Source organism: [Bacillus] enclensis, assembly GCF_001456935.1.
GTDB lineage: Bacteria > Bacillota > Bacilli > Bacillales > Bacillaceae_B > Rossellomorea > Rossellomorea enclensis.
This window is the reverse complement of record NZ_KQ758484.1, coordinates 363,627-385,957: the sequence shown is the minus strand read 5'-3', so window position 1 is coordinate 385,957 and position 22,331 is coordinate 363,627. Positions and strand designations below refer to the sequence as shown.

Here is a 22,331-nt window from a genome sequence, read left to right as displayed (position 1 = left end):
GAGGCAGTGCAATGAGTCTGCAGATGACTGAAGAAGAACACATGGCACGCTTTATGAAAAAAATCGAAAATGATGAAAAAATCGAGGCGGATGACTGGATGCCCGATGAATACCGCAATGCGCTGATCAAGTTGATTTCAATGCACGGGATCAGTGAGATCATGGGGGCCCTCCCCGAGAAGGAGTGGGTGCCGAAAGCACCGTCCCTCCGCAGGAAGCTCGGCATCATGGCCAAGGTCCAGGATGAGATGGGGCACGGACAGCTTCTCCTCCGTGTGGCTGAGGATCTGATGAAGCCTTACGGAAAAACCAGGGAACACATCATGAGGGATTTATTTTCAGGAGATTTGAAGTTTCATAATGTCTTCCATATGGAAGCACCGACGTGGGGCGATGCGGGACTGATAGGATGGCTCGTCGACGGCGCCGCAATCATCTCGCAGACCAATATGCTCGGCGCATCTTACGGTCCCTATGCCCGTGCCTTGAAGCGCATATGCGCGGAAGAAGTGTTTCACGCGCAGCATGGCGAAGCGATCATCATGGCGCTTGCAGAAGGGACGGATGAACAGAAAGCCCTCGTGCAGGATGCGGTCGACCGCTGGTGGGAGGCACTGCTGATGTTCTTCGGACCTGCCGATGCAAAAACGACCGGATCATCCAAACAGGATATCACCATTAAATATAAGATTAGGACGAAAACAAACGAACAGCTCCGCCAGGATTTCTTCACGAAATATGTACCGCGGATGCTGTCATTGGGCCTTACGCTTCCTGACGAAACGATGTATTACGACGAAGAGCAGGAGCTGTGGATTTATAAGCAGCCTGACTGGAGCCGTTTTAAAGAAATCATCCGCAATAACGGGCCGAAATCGAAGGAACGTCTTCGCCTGCGGGAGTTATCCTATGACAACAACGCCTGGGTGAGGGAAGCACTGAGCCCAAGCGGGAGAGTCGGTTAGAAAGGAATGAGGCAGATGTCTGACAAGGGGCAGAATTTTTACCAGGAGTTTGAAGTGTTCAGCAAACGTACAGACGGGGCGCAGATGCAGCATCAATTCAGTCTGCTTGCCCCCAACCATGAATTGGCGATGGTCATGGCGCAGGAGAATTTCATGAGAAGGGAGCCGGTGGCGGACATTTGGGTCGTCAAACGCTCGGACCTCAGAAAGATGACGCCTGAAGAAAGGGAAAGTGTAAAGCGCCTGGATAATAAGGATTACCGGAATGCAAAAGGATACGGCTACCTTAAGAAGAAGTGGCGGCAATATGAACAGGAGATGCTTGATGAGAAAGAGATCATGTCCTGGGGAGAGTTGGTGAAGAAAAAATGATCGTAAAAAGTCCGGATGACATCCCGAATAAAGAATACAAAGAAGCGCTGCTGAGCCTGCTCTATCAGCTTGCAGATGACGATTTCATCCTTGCGTACCGCGGATCTGAATGGCTGGGGCTTGCTCCTCATATCGAGGAGGATGTCGCATTCTCTTCCATCAATCAGGATACGATGGGTCACGCGACAATGTATTATCAGCTGCTTGAAGAGCTTGGTGAAGGGAGCCAGGATTCACTGGCCCATGCCCGTCCTTCCGGAGAAAGAAGGAACGCGGTTCTTTTAGAGGAAGTGAACGGACCGGGGGACTATTTGACGGAACCACGCTACGACTGGGCATTTACCGTGGTCAGGAACTATTTTTACAGTGTGGCTAAAAAGGTTCGGATCGATTCATTGAAAAACTCTTCATATGAACCATTGGCTGATCTCGCCATTAAGATCAATACGGAATTATACTATCATCTCCTTCACTGGAAAACGTGGTTCCTGCAGCTGGTGAATGCCGGCGGGGAAGCAGGGGCGAGAATGAAGGAAGCAATGGAAAGGGTGCTCCATGAGTTTCAGGGAGTCCTGACACTTGGACCACAAGGCAAAGAAATGTCCGTTATGGGATTGATCGAAGGAGAAGAAAATCTCAAAAAGCGCTGGGAGCTCGCCATTCAGCCCGTCTTCCAATCTGCGAATCTCGCATTTCCGCCGAAAACCGGCATGAAAAAAGGAGACGGCCGCCAAGGAGAGCATACATCAGACCTGGATCAGGCATTATCCATTCTCAGTGAAGTGTATAACTCAGATCCGGCAGCAATCTGGTAAAGGATGATCAGAAATGAGAGAAACGATTTGGAATGTCCTTCACACGGTGAAGGATCCGGAAATCGATTCAATAAGTATCGTAGATTTGGGAATGGTGAATAGAATTATAGTGGGCGATGGGCCGGTGACCATCGAACTGCTTCCTACATTCATGGGCTGCCCGGCACTCGACATCATTAAATCCAATGTGGAGGAAGCCTTCAGGGACCAGTTGGGAAATACGGGAGTCGAAGTGAAGTTCGTCTATTCCCCGCCCTGGACCTCGAGCCGGCTGACCGAAAAAGGACGAGAAAGCCTGAAGGAATTCGGCATTGCACCGCCGCCGAAGGACTTCACGGGAGAAGAAGACTGGCAGATCCACTGCCCATACTGTGATTCTCCCTATACATCCATGGAAAACCTCTTCGGGCCCACCGCCTGCAGAAGCATCCTCTACTGCAAACAATGCAAAAACCCGTTCGAAGCCATGAAGCCTATTTCGACCATGATGTGATCAGAAAAGCGGAGGCAGAGTGATCGACCCGACAAGCATAAGCTAAATGGGCCAGGAAGTTCGCCTCTTGGACCATTTAGCTTAAGACCTCTCAGGTCTAACCGGCAGAACTGGACATATGAAAAACGGAAGGGATCACTTGGTCAGTTCTAAAGAGGATTGGTTAATCTTCAATATTAACCGAATCCAGCGGTTGATTGGAGTGGAAGACGAAGACTCCTGCGGGAAAAGTAGCTAGTGTGAGACCCCGCAGGAGCGCATGCGACGAGGAGGCTTACGAGCTACCCGCGGAAAGCGAAGTCTTCCACGGAAATCAAAAGCGGTATAAAAACAAATTTTTAAATAATAAGGAGAGATTAACAATGGTAAAACTAATCGCATTATACAAACACCCTGAAAACAAGGAACAATTCGACGAGCACTACTTCAATACCCATGCCCCGATCACATCAAAAATCCCTGGTCTTAAAGAAATGAAGGTTACGAGAATCACAGGTTCCCCAATGGGCGGGGAAGGCAAGTACTACCTCATGTGCGAGATGTACTATGAAAGCCATGAAGCACTTAAAGCAGGACTTAAATCCGACGAAGGAAAAGCTTCAGGAAAAGATTTGATGGGCTTCGCTGCCGAACTGGTCACGCTCATGATCGGTGAAGAAGTGGATGAGTAAGCACGAATACATTGCAGTCAGCGAAAGGGACGGGCTCGGATTCATCGAGCTTAACCGTCCCAAGGTGCTGAACGCCATCAATCGCCCCATGGTTTCGGAAATCGTTGAAGCTTTTGAGGAGTTTGACCGCAATGACAATGTGAAAGTGATCATCCTGTCCGGAAAGGGGAGGGCATTCGCCGCAGGAGCCGACATTGATGAAATGTCGGAAGACGGCGCCATCGACCTTGAACTTCTCAACCAGTTTACGGAATGGGACCGCCTCGCGTGGATCAAAAAGCCGGTCATCGGCGCTGTCCAAGGCTTCGCTCTCGGCGGCGGATTTGAACTCGCGCTTTGCTGTGACATGTTGTTTGCCGCTGAAGACGCCAGTTTCGGTTTCCCCGAAGTGAATCTCGGTGTGATGCCGGGCGCTGGAGGGACCCAGCGCCTGACAAAGCTCATCGGTAAATCAAGGGCGATGGAATGGCTCCTCTCAGGCGACCGCTTCACGGCTCTGCAGGCACTCGAATGGGGTGTCATCAACCGTGCAATCGCTCCGGAACTATTAATGGAAGAAACAGAGAAGTTCGCGAAGAAACTGGCCTCCAAGCCGCCGCTTTCCATACGGTTGATAAAAGAATCCGTACATAAAGCGGTTGATTATTCCCTTTACGAAGGAATGCAGTATGAACGGAAGAATTTCTATCTTCTTTTTGCCTCCGAGGATCAGAAAGAAGGCATGAAAGCGTTCGTGGAAAAACGCAAACCACATTTCAAAGGAAAGTAAGGAGGCTGCATCGTGTACGAAACCATTAAATATGAAGTGAAAAATCATGTAGCCTGGATCACCCTGAACCGGCCGGATAAATTGAATGCGTTCATTCGCCAGCTCAATCTTGAAGTTGCAAAGGCAGTCAAGGAATCATCCCGTGACAAGGATGTGAGGGCCGTCGTCATAACGGGCGAAGGGCGTGCATTTTGTTCGGGGCAGGATTTGAGTGAAGTGGACGAAGAGATGGATCACGGGGAAGTGCTGCGGAATAACTACGGACCCATGGTGAAGGAAATCGAAGCCTGCGAGAAACCCGTGATCGCCGCGGTGAACGGTGTGGCGGCAGGGGCCGGTTTTTCATTGGCTCTGGCATGCGATTTCAGGATTGTATCAGAGAAAGCAAGCTTCGTTCAAGCGTTCGTCCATGTCGGTCTGGTCCCGGATTCAGGAAACCTCTACTACTTAACGAATCTGGTAGGCTATGCAAAAGCACTGGAACTCGCTGTTTTTGGTGAAAAAATCACTGCAGACCAAGCTGAAAAGCTCGGATTGGTGACGAAGCTTATCCCGGTTGAAGGATGGCAGGAAGAAACAACGGCCTTTGCAGAACGGATTGCCTCCATGCCGACGAAGGCAATCGGACTCATGAAAAGGCTCTTGAAAGGAAGTCATGATGTATCCTTCCATGAATACTTAGAAAAAGAAGCCTTTGCCCAGCGAATCGCCGGTCAAACCCAAGACCACCGCGAAGGCGTCACCGCGTTTCTTGAAAAACGAAGACCAGCTTTTCACGGTAAATAGATTGCTTTTGATTTAAGGCTGCAGCCAGCGTTTGATTGGAGTGCAAGACGAAGACTCCTGCGGGAAAAGCGAGTTAGGTGAGACCCCGCAGGCTTGACGAGGAGGTTCACCAACCGCCCGCGGAAAGCGAAGTCTTGCACGGAAATCAAAAGCGGTGTTTAGCATACTAAAATGAAAAAGGAGATGGGACGATGTCTACAGTAAAAGAACAAAGCTTTGAAGTACTTGAAATGAAAAGAGAGCATTATTCATTGGTGATCAACGGTCAGCGTATGGAAAGTGAATCAGGGGAAACGTTCACGACGTATAATCCTGCAACCGGCGAACCGATTGCAACGGTATCACTTGCTTCCGTGGAAGATGCAGAAAAAGCCGTCCAGGCTGCAAGGAATGCATTTGATCACGGTAAGTGGAAGAAGTTCCCAATCAACAAACGTTCCCGAGTACTGAATAAGATTGCCGGTATTATGCGTTCCCGCTTCAATGAACTGGTTTCACTTGAGATCATGGACAGCGGAAAATCGTTATCTGCAGCTCAAGGCCAGGTCATGCAGGCAATCGAAGACTTCGAATTCTACGCAGGAGCGATTGTGGGGCACCGCGGAACAGTGAACAATGTACCCGGTCAATTCACAAACACAGCAGAAAAAGAGCCTGTCGGTGTCTGTGCGCAGATCATTCCTTGGAATTATCCGCTCATGATGGCGGCCTGGAAGATCGCACCCGCGATTGCGTCTGGATGCTCTGTCGTCGTAAAGCCTGCGACACTTACTCCATTAACTGCAATTGTCCTCGGTGAAATCTGTATCGAAGCAGGAGTTCCTGAAGGAGTCGTAAATATTGTACCGGGGGCCGGATCCTCAGTCGGAAACTACCTTGTTGAGCATAAAAAAGTAGACAAAGTGGCCTTCACGGGTTCAACACCGATCGGGAAAAATATCATGGAGAAGGCTTCTCAAACCCTTAAGCGTGTGACATTGGAGCTTGGAGGCAAATCTCCGAACATCGTCTTTGATGATGCAGATGTAGACGCAGCGGTGGACGGATCGCTGTTCGGTATCTTCTATAATACTGGACAGTCCTGTGAAGCACGCTCAAGGCTTTATGTTCATGAAGACATTTATGATGAATTCATGGAAAAATTCGTCGAGAAGACGAAAAAGCTTGCGCTTGGAGATCCGCACGACAAAGGGACTCATATCGGTGCGATCATCAACCAGGGTCAGGTCGATACCATCCACAGCTACGTGGAATCAGCCAAAGAGGACGGCGCCACCATCGTGACCGGAGGGAAGCCGGCAACTGTGGAAGGTTTCGAAAAAGGTTACTGGTATGAGCCGACAATCATCACGGATGTCACTCATGACATGAAGGCTGTAAAGGAAGAAATCTTCGGACCGGTTGTTGTGGTCATGAAATTCAAAGATGAAAAAGAAGCCATCAAGATGGCCAACGACAGTGAATACGGACTTGGCTCAGCTGTATGGACACAGAATCATGGCCGCGCGACACGAGTATCGAAAGCAATCCAGGCAGGTATTGTCATGGTGAACTGCCCATTCTCCGCATTCCCGGGCACACCGTTCGGAGGTTACAAGCAATCAGGATTCGGCCGCGAACTTTGTGTTGAAACGCTGGATCTATATACAGAAACGAAGAGCATCATCTCTTACTTCGGTAATCGTTCGCTGAATCCGTTCGGCGTATAAAATAACAGCTTGATACAGGGGTTGTCCTTTCCGGGTCAACCCCTTATTGCACTAAAGGAGGAATAACAATGACACAGCATATCGTGGTTGTAGGTTCAGGGGTTATGGGAAGAGGCATTGCCTACGTAAGTGCCGTCGGGGGCTTCAGAACCACCCTGGTGGATATAAAGCAAGAACAGCTGGATCATGCCAAATCGGAAATTCAGGGCATTTTTGAAAAAGGTGTGGAAAGAGGGAAGATCACCGGTCAGGAATATATGGAGGCACGCGAACAGCTTTCATATTCCACCAATCTCTCGATCACAGTCCGTGATGCAGATGTCGTCATCGAAGCGGTGCCGGAGAAGGCGGATATCAAGCGCGGGGTTTTTGAAGTGCTGGATGCGCATGCTCCTGACTACTGCTATCTTGCAACAAACACTTCAACGATGAGCCCGACAGAAATCGGCTCATTTACAAAGCGTCCGGAAAAAGTCATTGCCATGCATTTCTTCAACCCTGTACATAAAATGCCGCTGGTGGAGATCGTACGTGGACTGGAGACAAGTGATGAAACGGCCGAAGTGATTGAACAGGTTGCGCGCCTGATGGGCAAGGAAACAGTCGTCATCAATGAGTTTCCCGGTTTCGTTACAAGCAGGATCAGCGCACTGGTCGGAAACGAAGCCTTTTATATGCTGCAAGAAGGCCTCGGTTCACCGGAAGAAATCGATAAGGCCATCAAGCTGGGTCTGAATTATCCGATGGGTCCGTTTGAGCTTGGGGATCTTGTCGGATTGGATACGCGCTTGAACAACCTGAAATATCTTCATGAAAAGCTTGGTGAGAAATACCGGCCGGCACCGCTTTTGGAAAAGTACGTCAAGGCGGGGAGACTCGGCAGGAAATCCGGCAGGGGCGTGTATGATTACTCGGAAACGAAAGAAAAGGAGAGCCGGCCATGAAGGAAGTAGTCATTGTAGATGCAGTGCGCACACCGATCGGAAAGTATAAAGGAGCATTGAAAGATGTCCGTCCGGATGATCTTGGGGCAATTGTGATCAAAGCACTGGTTGAACGAAATGACATGATGCCGATGGATGAGATCGAAGAGGTTGTGCTAGGTAATGCCAACGGGGCAGGGGAGGACAATAGAAACGTAGCACGTATGTCCGCCTTGCTGGCAGGACTGCCTGTTGAAGTTGGAGCGACGACGATCAACCGGCTGTGCGGCTCCGGGCTGGATGCGGTGAATTATGCTGCACGTGCAATTCTTGCCGGGGAAGGGGATATTTTCATTGCCGGCGGGACGGAAAGTATGACACGGGCACCCTTTGTCATGGCGAAGCCTTCCAAAGAATTTCCGAGAGGCAATATGGAAATGTTCGACACAACTATCGGGTGGCGATTCGTCAACTCGCGCCTGAAGCAGAGATACGGGACGGATTCCATGCCTGAAACAGCTGAAAATGTAGCAAAGCAATATGAAATCACCAGGGAGGAACAGGACCGCTTTTCCTTTGAGAGCCAGATGAAGGCGAAGCATGCAATGGAAGAAGGGCGATTCAGCGACGAAATCGTTCCAGTGGAAATCACCGACCGAAAAGGGAATGTCACCACTGTTACAGTCGACGAGCATCCCCGTCCCCAGTCAAGTATGGAAAAGCTCGGTAAGCTCTCCCCGCTATTTAATGAAGGAACAGTCACGGCAGGGAATGCGTCAGGAGTGAATGACGGAGCATCCGCGCTGTTATTGATGAGCAGGGAGAAAGCGGAGGAACTAGGCCTGAAACCGCTGGCACGGTATATCACCTCTGCGACTGCGGGACTGGAGCCTTCAGTCATGGGACTCGGGCCAATCTATGCAACGCGCAAGGCACTGAAGCGTGCAGGCCTTTCGCTTGATGAAATCGGGCTGGTGGAGCTAAACGAAGCGTTTGCGGCACAGTCGATCGCCTGCATGAGGGATCTCGGACTTAACGCGGAAATTGTTAACGTCAACGGCGGGGCAATTGCGTTCGGTCACCCGCTTGGTGCAAGCGGTGCGAGGATTCTGACCACCCTTGTACATGAAATGAAAAAGCGAGGAACCCGCTACGGCCTCTCGACGATGTGCATCGGTGTGGGGCAGGGGATTGCAACGCTGGTGGAGCAGGTGGAATAGTTTTTGTTAAACAAAAATAAGGAAGGAGGCGTCCTTCCTTTATTGTCTGCTCGTCTTTCGTTTTAACTTTTTATTGACCTTCCTCATGATGAAGTAGCCTGCGTTGATATAGACGGCGAGGATCAAGAATTCATACCATAATGCCAGGTATGTTTCAGTGGTGATTGGCGTGAATAAGTTTGCTGCGGCGAGTCCGGCATACAGGGAAATTCCCAGCACAGCCGTGTCCATCAAGGACTGATAGGGGGACAACAGATCTTTTAAGTATGTTCCTAAAAGAATAAGTGCCATGGCTGAAAAAAAGAGGCTATGTACATTGTCAAAGGACTGATCACGCCCTACCTCCCAGCCAGGGATCCAAAACAGTGCGGTTAAAAAGGAACTAACGGCAAGGAATGCTGTGAGTTTCTTCTTTTTATATGCCCATTTCGAGTTACTTGTTTCTTCTCTTTTCTGGTAAGAGTCAGGGCGCCATTGAGGATGAGTGCTATGTTCTTTAGTCACAGCCATTACGTCAGGAAGCTGGGAATTGGATGTAAGCTGCTTTTTCTTTATATCCCCATAAAATAACTTATAATCCTTATGAGGTATATCCTTTAAATCCAGATCAGTAGTGTATACAGGAATAGTGTGGTCGTTGAACAGTTGCAGCCATTTGGCCAGGTCTTCCTGAGTTTCCGCTAAGAATAGTAAATACTGGTCGGTTTGTTTATCTTTATATTGAATGACTATGTTTGCAGCGACCCTGAATCGAATCGTGCGGTCTGTACTCCTGGATGAAGTCCAAGGCAGATATGCATAGCCTATTAATGCCTCGGTCATATTTTGATATGGTACAGCCTTTTCTTCCATTTTCTTTGTTTCCTTATTGAATAATCTTTGGACGTAACCTTTTTCATCCCACCATGATTTATGAGCGGTCTTTCCTTCAATTGTATGATATTTTTGTAGATCCATATGCTCTCCTTCAAAATAATCTTTATATACTTTACGAACTTACCATATATAAGTTTCACTAATACTCTACCATTTTTGAGATTGGATCTGCCTGAAAGCTTTTCTAATATGAATTAAATTATGATATGATAATATTTAAACGTAAAATAAACGGTATAATATATTTTGGAAAGATAGTAAAAAGGAGAGGCATCAATGAATACCAGATCAATGATTTTTACCCTTTACGGGGATTACATACGCCACTATGGAAATAAAATTTGGATCGGCAGTCTCATCCGGCTGCTGAATGAATTCGGCCATAATGACCAGGCCGTCCGGGCGGCGATCTCGAGGATGAACAAACAAGGCTGGGTACAGGCGGAGAAACAAGGGAATAAAAGCTATTATTCGTTGACAGAGCCCGGTGTCGACCGCATGGAAGAGGCGGCAAACAGGATCTTCAAGCTCAAGCCGCAGGACTGGGACGGGAAATGGAGAATCTTCATGTACAGCATCCCTGAAGAAATCCGCAGCATCCGTGATGAACTTCGAAAGGAACTGGTTTGGAGCGGGTTTGGAACGCTTTCGACTTCGACGTGGATTTCACCGAACAATTTGGAAAAACAGGTTCAGTCGCTGATCAAGAAATATGATATTAAAGAATACGTCGATTTCTTTATAGCAGAATATCAAGGTCCGAATGAAAATCAGCGGATCGTCGAAAAGAGCTGGGATTTAAAAGAGATCAATGAACGTTACCAGGATTTCATTGCTCACTACAGCCAGCAGTATATGATTGATAAAAACAAAATTAAAAAAGGCGATATGAGCGACGCGGAATGCTTTGTGGAACGCACGAAGCTCGTACATGAGTATCGTAAATTCCTATTCGTCGATCCCGGACTGCCTGAGGAGCTTCTTCCGGAAAAGTGGCTTGGGTCCCATGCAGCCTCCTTATTCGCCGAGTACTACAAAGAACTCGCGGAACCGGCATCCCGCTTCTTCGAAAGTGTATTCGAAGACGGAAACGAACTGAAAAATAAAGATCGAAGCTACGATATCATGACCCATCCTTTATTGCTGGATTAAAAAAAGTGTTTTAGCATATGTTAAACCCGAACTAAATGGCTTTTTTACTGCCAAATTAGTTCGGGTTTTAGTTTTCATTTATGCTTGTTGGCGTCTTCACAGCGGTTGATTGGAGTGCAAGACGAAGACTCCTAACCGAAATGCGGAAGGGCTTTGCTCAGAGGCGTGTGGTATAAGACGAATCGGCCTGCAAGGCGCACTTGGACGGTTTGGCTTATGACATGTGCCACTAAGCCCTGAAGCTGGACAGTTCTTATCCTGAATAAGGAGAGGAGGCTCACCAACCGCCCGGGGAAAGCGAAGTCTTGCACGGAAATCATTAGCGGTTTTAAGTATCGATTATCATTTTACTAGAATAACGAAAGTTACCTCTTGTCTAAATTTTTGTAAACGTATAACATGAATTTAACGAAGGGGGATTATAATGAATAACTTAACGGGGATTCTCAATATTGATGTTCCCATTCTTCAGGGGGGGATGGGGAATATCAGCAATGCTCCTCTGACTGCAGCCGTTTCAGAAGCAGGTGCACTGGGTACGATCGGCGTTGGTACAATGGACGTCGATGAAGTTGAAAGTATAATCATAGAGACAAAGAATCTTACAACAAAACCATTTGCGTTAAATATTCCGATCGCCATCACTCCTCATTTACAGGAGATGGTCCGCCTGGTGGTTAAACATGGGGTCCCAGTCGTATCCTTATCGGCAGGAAATCCGACGCCGCTCATCCCATATTTTCATGAACATGGTGTGAAGGTCATCTGTGTGGTCGCTTCAAAGAAACAGGCGGTGAAAGCAGAACAAGCAGGGGCGGATATTATCGTGGGCGAAGGATATGAAGCGGCTGGGATCAATTCCAACCTGGAAACGACGACCCTTGCCCTCATTCCTCAGCTCGTTGATGCCGTCAGTATCCCCGTGGCCGCTGCAGGAGGCATCGGGGATGGAAGAGGGCTTGCGTCCATGCTTGCACTCGGAGCAAGCGGGGTTCAGATGGGGACGCGCCTGATCGCGACAAAGGAAGCGCCGTTTCATGAAAACTATAAAACAGCGCTTTTGAATGCAAAGGATGACAGTACGGTGATTGTCGGGCGCTCAGTCGGAAAAGTAAGAAGGGTCATGAAGGCTCCTTACTCTGCGGAATTGCTGCAAAAAGAGAAAGAAGGCGTTCCTGCCGAGGAGTTCGGAAAGCTTACTTCAGAAGATTTTCATAGAATCGGTGCACTGGAAGGGAAGCTGGACCGGGGTTTCATCAATGGGGGACAGATCTCCGGACTGGTATCGGATATCCCGACAGTGAAAGAGTTGATAGAGAAAATGATGAGAGATGCAGAGGGCATTTTTACGCGGTTAGTGAATCACAAAGTTAAATGATGGAGAAGAGGCATGTTCCTTTTAGGGGGGCATGCTTTGTTGTTGGAAGCAATCTTCAATACAACAGATGGGCACTGGCCAGACAACGGGTTATCGACCGTTTATCGATTTTATCGTCCGTTTTTTGAGATATCTCCTAAAACCTTTTTTTTATCGATCATAATATCAATTTATCGTCCGAAATTTTAATATATCGACCATTCTACAAAATACGACACTATTCGCGCTCACCACGAAAGCAACACCCTTCCCTCCCGGTCACACTATTAAAAAATCAAAAATTCATCTAGATATTCAGACCCAAACCGTCTATACTAGTATTAATTTTTAAATTTTCGGAATATTATTGACTATTTTGTGACGGTGATGATAATATAACGTTGTATTCACGAAGGTGGCATTTTTTATTACAATGGGGATCTAGTAGTCTATTAGACTATTAATCATAAAATTTTTCAAGAGAAAAAGGGGGATATCAATGAAGAAGAAGAGTTTGTTGTTCGGTGCCATGACAATGCTTCTGGGTATGACGATATTATCCGGATGCGGCAGCAGTGAAAAGAGTTCGGCAGATGATGGTGACAAGAAATATGTCATCGGTGTCACCCAGATCGTAGAACATCCTTCCCTGGATGCTGCATTTGAAGGATTTAAAAAAGCATTGGAGGAGAACGGCTTTAAAGAAGGCGAAAATGTTGAATACAATGTTCAGATAGCCCAGGGAGATCAAAGTAATTCACAAACGGCGGCCAAGAACCTTGTGGGTGACGGCGTAGACCTTATCTTCGCAAACTCAACCCCAAGCGCACAGCATGCGCTCAATGCCACAAAAGAAATTCCGATCGTTTTCACTTCGGTGACGGACCCAGTGGGTGCTGAATTGGTGAAATCGTTTGATGAGCCAGGCGAAAATATCACGGGTACGACGGATACTCATCCTGAAGCGATTTCCAAGACCCTTTCTTTTGTCACAGACGAAATGAAAGCGAAAACAATCGGTATCATTTATAACTCCGGTGAACAAAATGCTGTCGTTCAGGCAGAGGAAATCAATAAGTTTGCCAAAGACAAAGGAGTCAAAGTCGTAGAAGCTTCCGTTTCCACATCAGCGGATGTCAAGCAGGCAGCTGAATCCTTGACAGGGCGGGTGGATGCCATTTATATCCCTAAGGACAACACGGTGGTATCAGCACTAGAGTCGGTCATCGGTGTTGCGAACGAAAAGGATATCCCTTTATTCGTGGGTGAACTAGATTCATTGAAAAAAGGTGCGATTGCAGCAAGCGGCTTCAATTACGAAGATCTTGGTTACGAAACGGGAATGATGGCCGTCAAGATTTTGAAAGGTGAGAAAAAACCGTCTGAAATTCCTGTACAGGCTCCGCAAAATTTCGAGTTGATGTTTAATAAAAAAGCAGCGGAAGAGCAAGGTGTGGAAGTGAAAGATTCATGGTCTGATTTAGGAAAATTTCTTGAAGAATAAGGGAGGATGAAGATTCGTGCCAACAGCAATATTCGCATCCTTTGAATCTGGAATCATATACGCAATTATGGCCCTTGGAGTCTACCTGTCCTTTCGGATATTGGATTTTCCTGATTTAACGGTGGATGGCAGCTTCGTGACCGGGGCTGCTGTCGCCGCCACCATGATTGTCAGCGGCTACAATCCCGTTACAGCAACACTGACAGCAATCGTAATTGGATTTGCAGCGGGGTGCATAACAGGTCTGCTTCATACATTTGGAAAAATCAATGCATTATTATCAGGGATACTGATGATGATTGCCCTTTATTCCATCAACCTCAGGATCATGGGACGATCGAATGTCCCTTTATTGAACCAGGATACAGCTTTTACAGGTGTTGAAAGTGTATGGGCACCGCTCGGCATCGATACAGCGCTCAACAAGCTCTGGATGGCAGTGGGACTTGGGGAACCTCTCCCGGGGACGTGGAGCATCCTGTTCATCATGGTGATCATCACACTCGCCATCAAGTTCCTGACGGATGCTTTCTTGAAAACCGAGGTTGGTCTGGCGCTTCGAGCAACAGGCGACAATCAGCGGATGATCCGCAGCTTTTCCGCCAATACAAATCTTATGATCATACTTGGACTTGGGATTTCAAACGGCATGGTGGCGCTGTCGGGTGCACTGATCGCCCAGTACAGCCGTTTTGCCGATGTCGGAATGGGGATCGGGATGATCATCATCGGTCTTGCTTCTGTCATCATCGGTGAAGCGTTATTCGGGACAAAGACGATCGCACGCACGACTCTTGCCGTCATAGGCGGTGCAATCATCTACCGGCTGGTCGTCAGTATGGCACTCCGGGTTGAGTTCCTTGAAACCGGGGACATGAAGCTGATCACTGCGGTCATCGTCATCCTTGCTCTGATCATGCCGAAAGTGATGGACAGATACAAGGATAAGAAACGTAAAGCACAGCGTATGGCGGAAAGAATGAATAAGGTTCCTCTTACTGAAAGGAAGGGTGATGACGGTGCTGCAATTAAATCGAATTCATAAAGTTTTCAATGAAGGCACACCGGATGAGAAAATCGCCCTCGACGATATCCAGCTGACCATGAAACCGGGGGACTTCGTCACGGTCATCGGAAGTAACGGTGCAGGGAAATCGACTCTCATGAACATCGTATCGGGAGTCCTGCTTCCGGATGTTGGTAACGTCCTCATTGATGGCCATGATGTTTCCAGGGTATCGGAGTATAAGCGTTCAAAGCTGATCGGACGCGTCTTCCAGGACCCGATGGCAGGGACGGCCCCTTCCATGACGATCGAGGAGAACTTGGCGATGGCTTATTCCCGGAACCGGACAAGAACCTTCCGGATCGGTGTCACGAAGAAGAGGAAAGAATTTTTCAAAGAAGTACTCGAAACCCTCCATCTCGGTCTCGAGAACCGGCTTAACGCAAAAGTCGGAATGCTGTCCGGCGGGGAGAGACAGGCGCTGTCCCTTTTGATGGCGACTTTCACCGAGCCGTCGATCCTGCTGCTTGATGAACATACCGCAGCACTTGATCCGGCCCGGGCCGATTTGATCACGAACCTGACGAAAGAAATTGTGGAGAAATATCAGCTGACAACCCTGATGGTCACCCATAATATGCAGCAGGCACTCGATCTCGGCAACCGCCTGATCATGATGGACAAAGGACAGATCATCCTTGAAGTCAATGAAGATGAGAAGAAACACCTCACAGTTGAAGGACTTCTCAATGAATTCCAGCGGATCCGCGGCAGCAAACTCGCAAGCGACCGCGCGCTTCTATCCTAAAAAGAGATTGGATCATAATCATTTTAGTCAAAGTATACCCCGAGCAAATTAGCTCGGGGTTTTAATTTTGTTTAAATATAGTGAGATGTTAGTCCATTCCAGCGGTTGATTGAAGCTGGACAGTTACGCCCTGTTAACGTGACGAGGAGGCTCACGGGCTACCAGCGGAAAGCGAAGTCTTGCACGTAAATCATGAGCGGTATGGGGGGTCAAAATGCAGGTTTATGAAATGTTTAAATTTTAACAATATATTGACTATTTATAATACTGAATGTTATTATATCGTTAAATTAACGTTATATGAAAATGTATGATGCGTTGGTTTAAAGGGGGAAAGCGATGAAGTCCGGTTTAGCTGAAGGACATACTGCGACGATCATGACGGAAGTGTCCCCTTCCATGCATGCCCAGTTCGAAGGAAGTGTGGTGCATCCGGTTTATTCAACCGTTTCGATGGTCTACCACATGGAATGGGCGTCCAGGAAAATCATTCTTCCTTTTCTGGAGGAAGATGAGGAAGGCATGGGGGCGAAAGTGACTGTTGAGCACATGGCTCCAGCAGGCACCGGTGCCAGTCTTGAAATTAAAGCCGCGGTCATTAAATACGAGAAAAATATCATCGTGACGGAAGTGATTGTGAGAGATTTCAAGAATGACAGGATCATCGGCAGGGGAGAGGTCAAACAGGTTGTCCTGCCCAAAGAAAAAATAAGAGAAAGAATCGAACGTATATAATTTTTGAGCTCTAATCTGTAAGCGTTTACAAAAGGTCTGGGGGAATCGGAATGGATATGTTTGAACAAATCAAGAACCATGAACAAGTTGTTTTTTGTAATGATGAAGATACAGGACTCAAAGCCATAATCGCAATACATAACACGACACTCGGCCCGGCACTCGGCGGCTGCCGCATGAGGCCGTACGGCTCAGTGGATGAAGCGTTGAACGATGTGCTTCGCCTGTCAAAGGGAATGACGTACAAATGCGCTGCGGCAGACGTTGATTTCGGGGGAGGAAAGGCAGTCATCATCGGTGACCCTGCGAAGGATAAGCATCCTGAATTATTCCGTGCCTTCGGTCAATTTGTGGAATCCCTGAACGGCCGTTTCTACACCGGAACAGACATGGGGACAGAACCTGAAGATTTTGTCTATGCACTGAAAGAAACGAATTGCATAGTAGGTGTCGATGAAGTATACGGAGGAAGCGGAGACTCGTCGATCCCGACTGCAATGGGGGTCATTTACGGACTGCAGGCAACGAACCAGACCATCTGGGGATCAAGGGACCTGCACGGGAAGAGCTATGCGATCCAGGGCCTTGGGAAAGTCGGTTATAAAGTGGCCGAGCGCCTCCTGGATGAAGGGGCGGATCTGTATGTGACCGATATCAATCAAGGTTCGATTGATCAGCTGGTATCAAAGGCGAAAAGCATGGGAGCGGCCATCAAAGTCGTATCAGGCGATGAAATTTATTCAGTCGATGCCGATGTCTTCGTGCCGTGTGCAATCGGCGGAATCATTAATGACGACACGATCGACCAGCTGAAAGTGAAGGCAGTCGCAGGGTCAGCCAACAACCAGCTTCTCGACCTGTCCCATGGGTTGAAGCTTCATGAAAAAGGAATCCTTTACGCCCCGGATTACATCGTCAATGCCGGCGGATTGATCCAGGTGGCAGATGAATTATACGAACCGAATAAAGAGCGGGTCCTTCAAAAGACAAGTGCCATCTATAACACACTTCAGAATATTTACCTTCAAGCAGAGAACCAGCAGATGACCACAATGGAAGCAGCGGACCGCTTCTGCGAAGACCGCATCCACTCCCGCTCAAGAAGAAACAGCTTCTTCTCACACATGAAACGGCCTAAATGGGCAGTAAGGCAATAAGAAAAGCGGAGGTGGCTTGCTCAGCCCCGACAAGCATAAGGCAGGGGTGCCAAAAAGGCGTTCTTTGCCTTTATGGCAGCCATGGCTTATGACCTCGAGGGGCTAGCCGCCGGAGCTGGACAATAAGAAAAACGTAGGCGGCTCGTTCAGAGGTGACAAACATAAGATGAAGGCGTATTTTGCCTTCATGGACCATTTGGCTTATGACAAGTGCCTCTAAGCCCTGGAGCTGGACAATAAAAAATAAGCACCACACGAGGTGATGAAATGATCGAGGATTTTCCAATCGTCCAGGTGATGGACAATCAAGGGGAACTTATTCAAACCGAATATGAAAACGAGATTTCAGAAAACATGGCCCGGCAGTTTTATCGTCATTTGATCAGGATCCGAACCTTTGACCGTAAAGCAGTCAGTCTTCAAAGGCAGGGAAGGATTGGCACATATGCACCATACGAGGGCCAGGAAGCCTCGCAGGTCGGGACTGCCCTCGCACTGAATGAGAAAGACTGGCTCTTCCCGACATACCGCGATCACGGGGCCGCGATGACGTTCGGTCATTCCCTGTTGAACATCCTCCTCTTCTGGAAAGGGAGGAATGAAGGATGCGTCCCTCCGGAAGGGAAGAACATTTTCACACCGGGCATCCCGATTGCCACACAGCTCCCGCATGCGGTGGGTGCGGCTTATGCCGAGAAAAGGAAAGGGACGAGGAATGCTGCGATTGCATACTTCGGCGACGGTGCGACGTCTGAAGGGGATTTTCATGAAGGCTTGAATATCGCAAGCGTATGGGAGGCTCCGGTTGTCTTTTTTAACCAGAACAATCATTATGCGATATCAGTCCCGATGCATAAACAAATGAAAACGAAAACCATTGCCCAGAAAGCACTGGCTTATGATATTCCGGGAGTCAGGATAGACGGCAATGATATTTTTGCTGTGTATTTTGAAACGAAAAAAGCCCTGGAACGGGCACGAAGCGGAGAGGGACCGACCCTGATCGAATCGGTCACCTGGAGATACGGTGCGCATACGACTGCCGATGACCCGACAAAATACCGCGACCAGCAAGAGAGCGATGCGAGAAGGCATGACAACGACCCGGTAGACAGGCTCGTGAAGTTCATGGAGAAAAAGGGCTGGATCGACGAGGATTGGATGGAATCAGTCGGGAATGAATGTACGAAGGAAGTGGACCTCGCAGTTGATGAATTGGAAGCCTATCCTGCTGCAGATCCAAGTGTCATATTCGATTATGTTTTTGAAAAACCGACATGGACGATCCAGGAACAAAAAGAAAAGCTCCTGAAAAGTATGGGAGGAGTGAGCCGATGAGCACATTAACCAAGACAAAGATGCTGACGATGGTCGGGGCGGTCACGGATGGAATGAGAGTGATGCTGGCTGAACACGATGACGTGCTGCTTATGGGGGAAGATATCGGCACCAACGGAGGCGTTTTCAGGGCGACCGACGGACTGCAGGCAGAGTTCGGTGAAGACAGGGTCATGGATACCCCGCTCAGTGAAGCCGGGTTCATCGGTGCTGCGATCGGTATGGCCGTGAACGGCTTCAGACCGGTGGCAGAGGTTCAGTTCATGGGATTCATCTATCCTGCCTATGAGCAGATCATGACACATGCTTCCCGTCTGCGCTCAAGGACCCTTGGGCATTTCACATGTCCGCTCGTGATCAGGGCTCCTTACGGGGCGGGGGTCAGGGCGCCTGAAATCCATTCCGACAGCACTGAAGCGATCTTTACTCATATGCCGGGCATCAAGGTGGTCTGCCCTTCAAGCCCTTATGATGCGAAAGGGCTCATGATTGCGGCCATCGAAGACCCAGATCCGGTCCTTTTCCTCGAACCGATGAGATGCTACCGTTCCTCACGCGAAGAAGTGCCGGAAGAGAAGTACACGGTTGAAATCGGGAAAGGGAAGGTAGTGAAAGAAGGGGAGGACGTCACAGTCATCGCCTGGGGGGCCATGGTCAAGGTGGCGGAAGAAGCCGCAGAAGAAGCTGCGAAGAAAGGGATTTCATGTGAAGTGCTGGATCTGCGCACCCTTTATCCGCTGGATAAGGACTTGATATCTGACTCCGTCCAGAAAACGGGAAGGACAGTCGTGGTGCACGAGGCACACGCGACTGGCGGAGTGGGGAATGACGTACTCGCCATCATCAATGATACGTCCTTTTTATATCAAAAAGCACCGGTGGAGCGTGTGACGGGCTTTGACACACCCGTTCCGTATTTCGGTTTTGAAGATTTTTATCTGCCTGACAAGAAACGCGTACTGGAGGCAGTCAAGAAAGTGGCAGAATACTAGATTGATAAGAGGGGGGAGAGTATGGAGGTCAAGCTTCACGATATCGGGGAAGGCATGACGGAAGCGAACGTGAATCATTTCCTTGTCAAGGCAGGGGACACGGTCAAAGCGGATCAGCCGCTGGTGGAAGTACAGACGGACAAGATGACCGCTGAAATACCTGCGCCTTTTTCAGGCAGGATAAAAGAATTGAAAGTCGGGGAAGGGGAAACGATCCCGGTCGGTACGACTGTGCTGCTGATGGAAAAGGAAGATGGGATGCCGGAAGCAGTCACACAGCCGAAAAAGCCCCAGGGCATCAGGGCGAGGAGAGTACTGGCTTCACCTTACACAAGGAAAATCGCCAGGGAAAACGGTGTGGACCTGGATGAGGTCACCGGCAGCGGGGCAGGCGGACGGATCCTTGATGAAGACGTGTACACTTTTCTCCAAAAAGACACCGGCTCACAGCCTGAAGAGCCTATACGCGCTGAAGAGGCACTGGAAGTACAGGAAGTCCAGCCGGACGCTGCCGCCAAGGATACAAGCACGATCCCGTTCAGGGGAAGAAGGAAACAAATCGCTTCAAAGATGACACATTCCCTTCGCACGATCGCGCACTGCACCCACTTTGAAGAAATCGACATGACCAATCTGCTGGAATGGAAAGAAACGATGAAGAGCCGGGGGCAGTCCATTTCGATGGGAGCCTATTTTATCAAAGTCATTTCGATCTGTTTAAAAGAGTTCCCTCTATTCAATGCGGAACTTGATGAAAAAAATGAGTGTGTCCATCTTAAACGGGAGCATCATATCGGTTTGGCAACAGACACAGAAGAGGGGCTGATCGTTCCGGTCATCCGCAATGTGGAAGCGAAATCGATGAAAATCATCCATCAGGAAATGAAAGAACTGACGCGCAAAGCGCAGGAAAATAGATTGACGGTCAAAGAAATGACTGGCGGGACATTCACGGTCAGCAATGTCGGTCCGCTGAATGGATCGATCGGAGCCACGCCGATCATCAATGAACCTGAAACCGGACTGCTTGCCTTCCATAAAACGAAGAAGCGGCCGATGGTGAATGAAAACGATGAAATCGTCATCCGTTCGATGATGAATGTGTCGATGTCTTTCGATCACCGGGTAGCAGACGGCGGCACGGCGGTACGATTCACCAACCGTTTGCGTGATCTCATAGAGGAACCCCAAACCTTGCTTCTGGAGTTGATATAAATGGTAGTGGGAGAAATCACGGAAGATAAAGATGTTGTCGTCATCGGCGGCGGACCGGGCGGATATCATGCCGCCATCAGGGCTGCAGGCCTTGGGCGGCGGGTGACCCTCATCGAAAAGGAAGAACTGGGGGGCACATGCCTCAATAAAGGGTGCATACCGTCCAAGATCTTCACCCATTTTGCACAAGAATATAAGAAACTCGGCCATCTAACGGAAATGGGAATGGAATTCATGCAGACAGATCTGAACATGTCCCTCCTTCAACAGTACAGGGAGAAAAAGGTCACCCAGCTCCGCAAAGGGGTGGAAGCACTCTGTAAAGCGAATGAAATCGAAATCGTGAAAGGGACGGCTTCTTTCCTCTCGGATTCGAGGATCGGAGTGGAAAACGGGCACGAGTTCTCACTGTTTAATTTTAAACAGGCGATCATAGCGGCCGGGGGAGAATTCCATTATGAAGCAGGCATTCAGTTTGACTCAGAAAGAATTCTGAAAGAACGCGACATCTTTACGCTGGAAGAAATTCCGAATGAACTGGCTGTCTGCGGATCGGATTATATTTCACTCGAAATCGCCTCGTCCTTTGCGGCGCTCGGGTGCAGTGTCACACTGATCCTGCCGGAGGAACTGCCATTCGATTCCAGTATTACAAAAGAACTCCTGAGACTTTTTAAAAAGCAGAAGATAACCGTGCTGAAAGACTGTGAGCTTCAGGAGGTATCGAGGAACGAATCCGGGGTTCGCACGATTCTGAAGAAAGAAAATGGCGAAACCATCTCGATCGAAAGCAGTCATTTCGCTGTAAGCGGAAGTGTAAGGCCGAATGTAGGAAATCTGGGCCTTGACCGCCTGGGAATCGAATTGACAGGGGACGGGTTCATTAAAACCGACAACCTGGGAAGGACGTCGATTGATAACCTATGGGCTATAGGCGATGTGACGGAAGGCCCGTCCCTTGCAGTAAAAGCGATCAAGCAGGGGAAGGCGGCGGCAGAGGCCATCGCGGGAAGGCACCCTGAAGTTGACCTCCGGCATATACCGACAGTCATCCAGCTTACTCCGCCAGTGGCTTTTACGGGGTTGAGTGAAAGCCAGGCGGAAGAGGAGGGGTATGCGGTTTCCGTGAGCGAATTCCCTGTGAGGGCGAATGGCTATGCGGGTGTGACAGGTGCATCGGACGGCCTGGTGAAGATTGTCTCTGATAAAGAAACCGATCTTATACTCGGAATCCATATGATCGGGGCAGGCGCCGTCGAGTTGATCCAAACCGGGGTCCTCGGACTTGAAATGGCAGCCAGGGATGAAGATTTCAGTTTTCCCCTGTATGCTCATCCGGGGTTCGGAGAGAGCCTTTTGGAAGCAGTGGAAGCAATAAAGGGAGCGTCGGTCCATCTGCCTCCCCGCAAAAAAGAGCCGGCTGGAAGATAGTGCGCTTCATTGCAGAAAAGCGTTCAAGCTTCACCGG

General features: G+C 48.8%; 22 protein-coding genes. 21 read left to right on the top strand and 1 reads right to left on the bottom strand.

Annotated elements, in window-relative coordinates; translation table 11 throughout:
* Nucleotides 1–11 precede the first annotated feature (11 nt).
* The 10 genes from paaA (at nucleotide 12) to AS034_RS14620 (ending at nucleotide 8,723) form a co-directional block, all read left to right on the top strand.
* On the top strand, nucleotides 12–965 hold the full coding sequence (gene paaA / locus AS034_RS14665) for a 1,2-phenylacetyl-CoA epoxidase subunit PaaA (RefSeq protein ID WP_058299059.1): 954 nt from the start codon (nucleotides 12–14) through the stop codon (nucleotides 963–965).
* A 15-nt stretch (nucleotides 966–980) separates the two neighbouring features.
* Nucleotides 981–1,337, top strand: coding sequence for a 1,2-phenylacetyl-CoA epoxidase subunit PaaB (paaB, locus tag AS034_RS14660; RefSeq protein WP_032085522.1), 357 nt, complete (start codon nucleotides 981–983; stop codon nucleotides 1,335–1,337).
* Nucleotides 1,334–2,152 (top strand): 1,2-phenylacetyl-CoA epoxidase subunit PaaC, encoded by an 819-nt coding sequence (gene paaC, locus AS034_RS14655; protein ID WP_058299058.1) that lies wholly within the window; start codon nucleotides 1,334–1,336, stop codon nucleotides 2,150–2,152. The genes paaB and paaC overlap by 4 nt, the downstream gene beginning before the upstream one ends.
* 13 nt (nucleotides 2,153–2,165) lie before the next feature.
* Nucleotides 2,166–2,645: a 1,2-phenylacetyl-CoA epoxidase subunit PaaD gene (gene paaD / locus AS034_RS14650; RefSeq protein WP_058299057.1), complete on the top strand. Its 480-nt coding sequence runs from the start codon at nucleotides 2,166–2,168 to the stop codon at nucleotides 2,643–2,645.
* A 362-nt stretch (nucleotides 2,646–3,007) separates the two neighbouring features.
* Nucleotides 3,008–3,316 (top strand): EthD family reductase, encoded by a 309-nt coding sequence (locus AS034_RS14645; protein WP_032085525.1) that lies wholly within the window; start codon nucleotides 3,008–3,010, stop codon nucleotides 3,314–3,316.
* Nucleotides 3,309–4,085: an enoyl-CoA hydratase/isomerase family protein gene (locus AS034_RS14640; RefSeq protein ID WP_032085526.1), complete on the top strand. Its 777-nt coding sequence runs from the start codon at nucleotides 3,309–3,311 to the stop codon at nucleotides 4,083–4,085. Before AS034_RS14645 ends, AS034_RS14640 begins: the two co-directional genes overlap by 8 nt.
* A gap of 12 nt (nucleotides 4,086–4,097) precedes the next feature.
* Nucleotides 4,098–4,871 (top strand): enoyl-CoA hydratase-related protein, encoded by a 774-nt coding sequence (locus AS034_RS14635; protein ID WP_058299056.1) that lies wholly within the window; start codon nucleotides 4,098–4,100, stop codon nucleotides 4,869–4,871.
* Between the two features lie 191 nt (nucleotides 4,872–5,062).
* A complete protein-coding gene (locus AS034_RS14630) occupies nucleotides 5,063–6,580 on the top strand; it encodes an aldehyde dehydrogenase family protein (RefSeq protein WP_058299055.1) in 1,518 nt (505 codons plus the stop codon).
* A 68-nt stretch (nucleotides 6,581–6,648) separates the two neighbouring features.
* Nucleotides 6,649–7,524, top strand: a complete 876-nt coding sequence (locus tag AS034_RS14625) for a 3-hydroxyacyl-CoA dehydrogenase (RefSeq protein ID WP_032085529.1) — start codon at nucleotides 6,649–6,651, stop codon at nucleotides 7,522–7,524.
* Nucleotides 7,521–8,723 (top strand): thiolase family protein, encoded by a 1,203-nt coding sequence (locus AS034_RS14620; RefSeq protein ID WP_032085530.1) that lies wholly within the window; start codon nucleotides 7,521–7,523, stop codon nucleotides 8,721–8,723. Before AS034_RS14625 ends, AS034_RS14620 begins: the two co-directional genes overlap by 4 nt.
* Nucleotides 8,724–8,762: 39 nt before the next feature.
* Here AS034_RS14620 and AS034_RS14615 read toward each other — a convergent pair whose 3' ends face one another.
* Nucleotides 8,763–9,680: a hypothetical protein gene (locus tag AS034_RS14615; RefSeq protein ID WP_058299054.1), complete on the bottom strand. Its 918-nt coding sequence runs from the start codon at nucleotides 9,678–9,680 to the stop codon at nucleotides 8,763–8,765.
* 195 nt (nucleotides 9,681–9,875) lie between these two features.
* On the opposite strand from AS034_RS14615, the gene paaX reads away from it, so the two are divergent.
* The 11 genes from paaX (at nucleotide 9,876) to AS034_RS14560 (ending at nucleotide 22,294) form a co-directional block, all read left to right on the top strand.
* A complete protein-coding gene (gene paaX / locus AS034_RS14610) occupies nucleotides 9,876–10,751 on the top strand; it encodes a phenylacetic acid degradation operon negative regulatory protein PaaX (protein WP_058299053.1) in 876 nt (291 codons plus the stop codon).
* 424 nt (nucleotides 10,752–11,175) lie between these two features.
* A complete protein-coding gene (locus tag AS034_RS14605; RefSeq protein WP_058299052.1) occupies nucleotides 11,176–12,129 on the top strand; it encodes an NAD(P)H-dependent flavin oxidoreductase in 954 nt (317 codons plus the stop codon).
* A gap of 478 nt (nucleotides 12,130–12,607) precedes the next feature.
* Nucleotides 12,608–13,612 (top strand): ABC transporter substrate-binding protein, encoded by a 1,005-nt coding sequence (locus tag AS034_RS14600; protein WP_058299051.1) that lies wholly within the window; start codon nucleotides 12,608–12,610, stop codon nucleotides 13,610–13,612.
* 16 nt (nucleotides 13,613–13,628) lie between these two features.
* Nucleotides 13,629–14,657: an ABC transporter permease gene (locus AS034_RS14595; protein WP_058299050.1), complete on the top strand. Its 1,029-nt coding sequence runs from the start codon at nucleotides 13,629–13,631 to the stop codon at nucleotides 14,655–14,657.
* Nucleotides 14,632–15,426 carry an ABC transporter ATP-binding protein gene (locus AS034_RS14590; RefSeq protein ID WP_032085825.1) on the top strand — a complete coding sequence of 265 codons (795 nt, stop codon included), beginning with the start codon at nucleotides 14,632–14,634 and terminating at the stop codon, nucleotides 15,424–15,426. Before AS034_RS14595 ends, AS034_RS14590 begins: the two co-directional genes overlap by 26 nt.
* Before the next feature lie 339 nt (nucleotides 15,427–15,765).
* Nucleotides 15,766–16,161, top strand: a complete 396-nt coding sequence (locus AS034_RS14585) for a thioesterase family protein (RefSeq protein ID WP_058299049.1) — start codon at nucleotides 15,766–15,768, stop codon at nucleotides 16,159–16,161.
* A gap of 50 nt (nucleotides 16,162–16,211) precedes the next feature.
* Nucleotides 16,212–17,318, top strand: coding sequence for a Leu/Phe/Val dehydrogenase (locus tag AS034_RS14580; RefSeq protein WP_032085535.1), 1,107 nt, complete (start codon nucleotides 16,212–16,214; stop codon nucleotides 17,316–17,318).
* Nucleotides 17,319–17,585: 267 nt separating this feature from the next.
* The gene (pdhA, locus tag AS034_RS14575) at nucleotides 17,586–18,656 is read left to right on the top strand and encodes a pyruvate dehydrogenase (acetyl-transferring) E1 component subunit alpha (protein WP_058299048.1); all 1,071 of its coding nucleotides are present in this window, start codon (nucleotides 17,586–17,588) and stop codon (nucleotides 18,654–18,656) included.
* On the top strand, nucleotides 18,653–19,648 hold the full coding sequence (locus AS034_RS14570) for an alpha-ketoacid dehydrogenase subunit beta (protein WP_058299047.1): 996 nt from the start codon (nucleotides 18,653–18,655) through the stop codon (nucleotides 19,646–19,648). The genes pdhA and AS034_RS14570 overlap by 4 nt, the downstream gene beginning before the upstream one ends.
* A 21-nt stretch (nucleotides 19,649–19,669) precedes the next feature.
* Complete coding sequence (locus tag AS034_RS14565) at nucleotides 19,670–20,863, top strand: dihydrolipoamide acetyltransferase family protein (protein ID WP_058299046.1); 1,194 nt, start codon at nucleotides 19,670–19,672, stop codon at nucleotides 20,861–20,863.
* Nucleotides 20,864–22,294 carry a dihydrolipoyl dehydrogenase family protein gene (locus AS034_RS14560; protein ID WP_058299045.1) on the top strand — a complete coding sequence of 477 codons (1,431 nt, stop codon included), beginning with the start codon at nucleotides 20,864–20,866 and terminating at the stop codon, nucleotides 22,292–22,294.
* Nucleotides 22,295–22,331 lie beyond the last annotated feature (37 nt).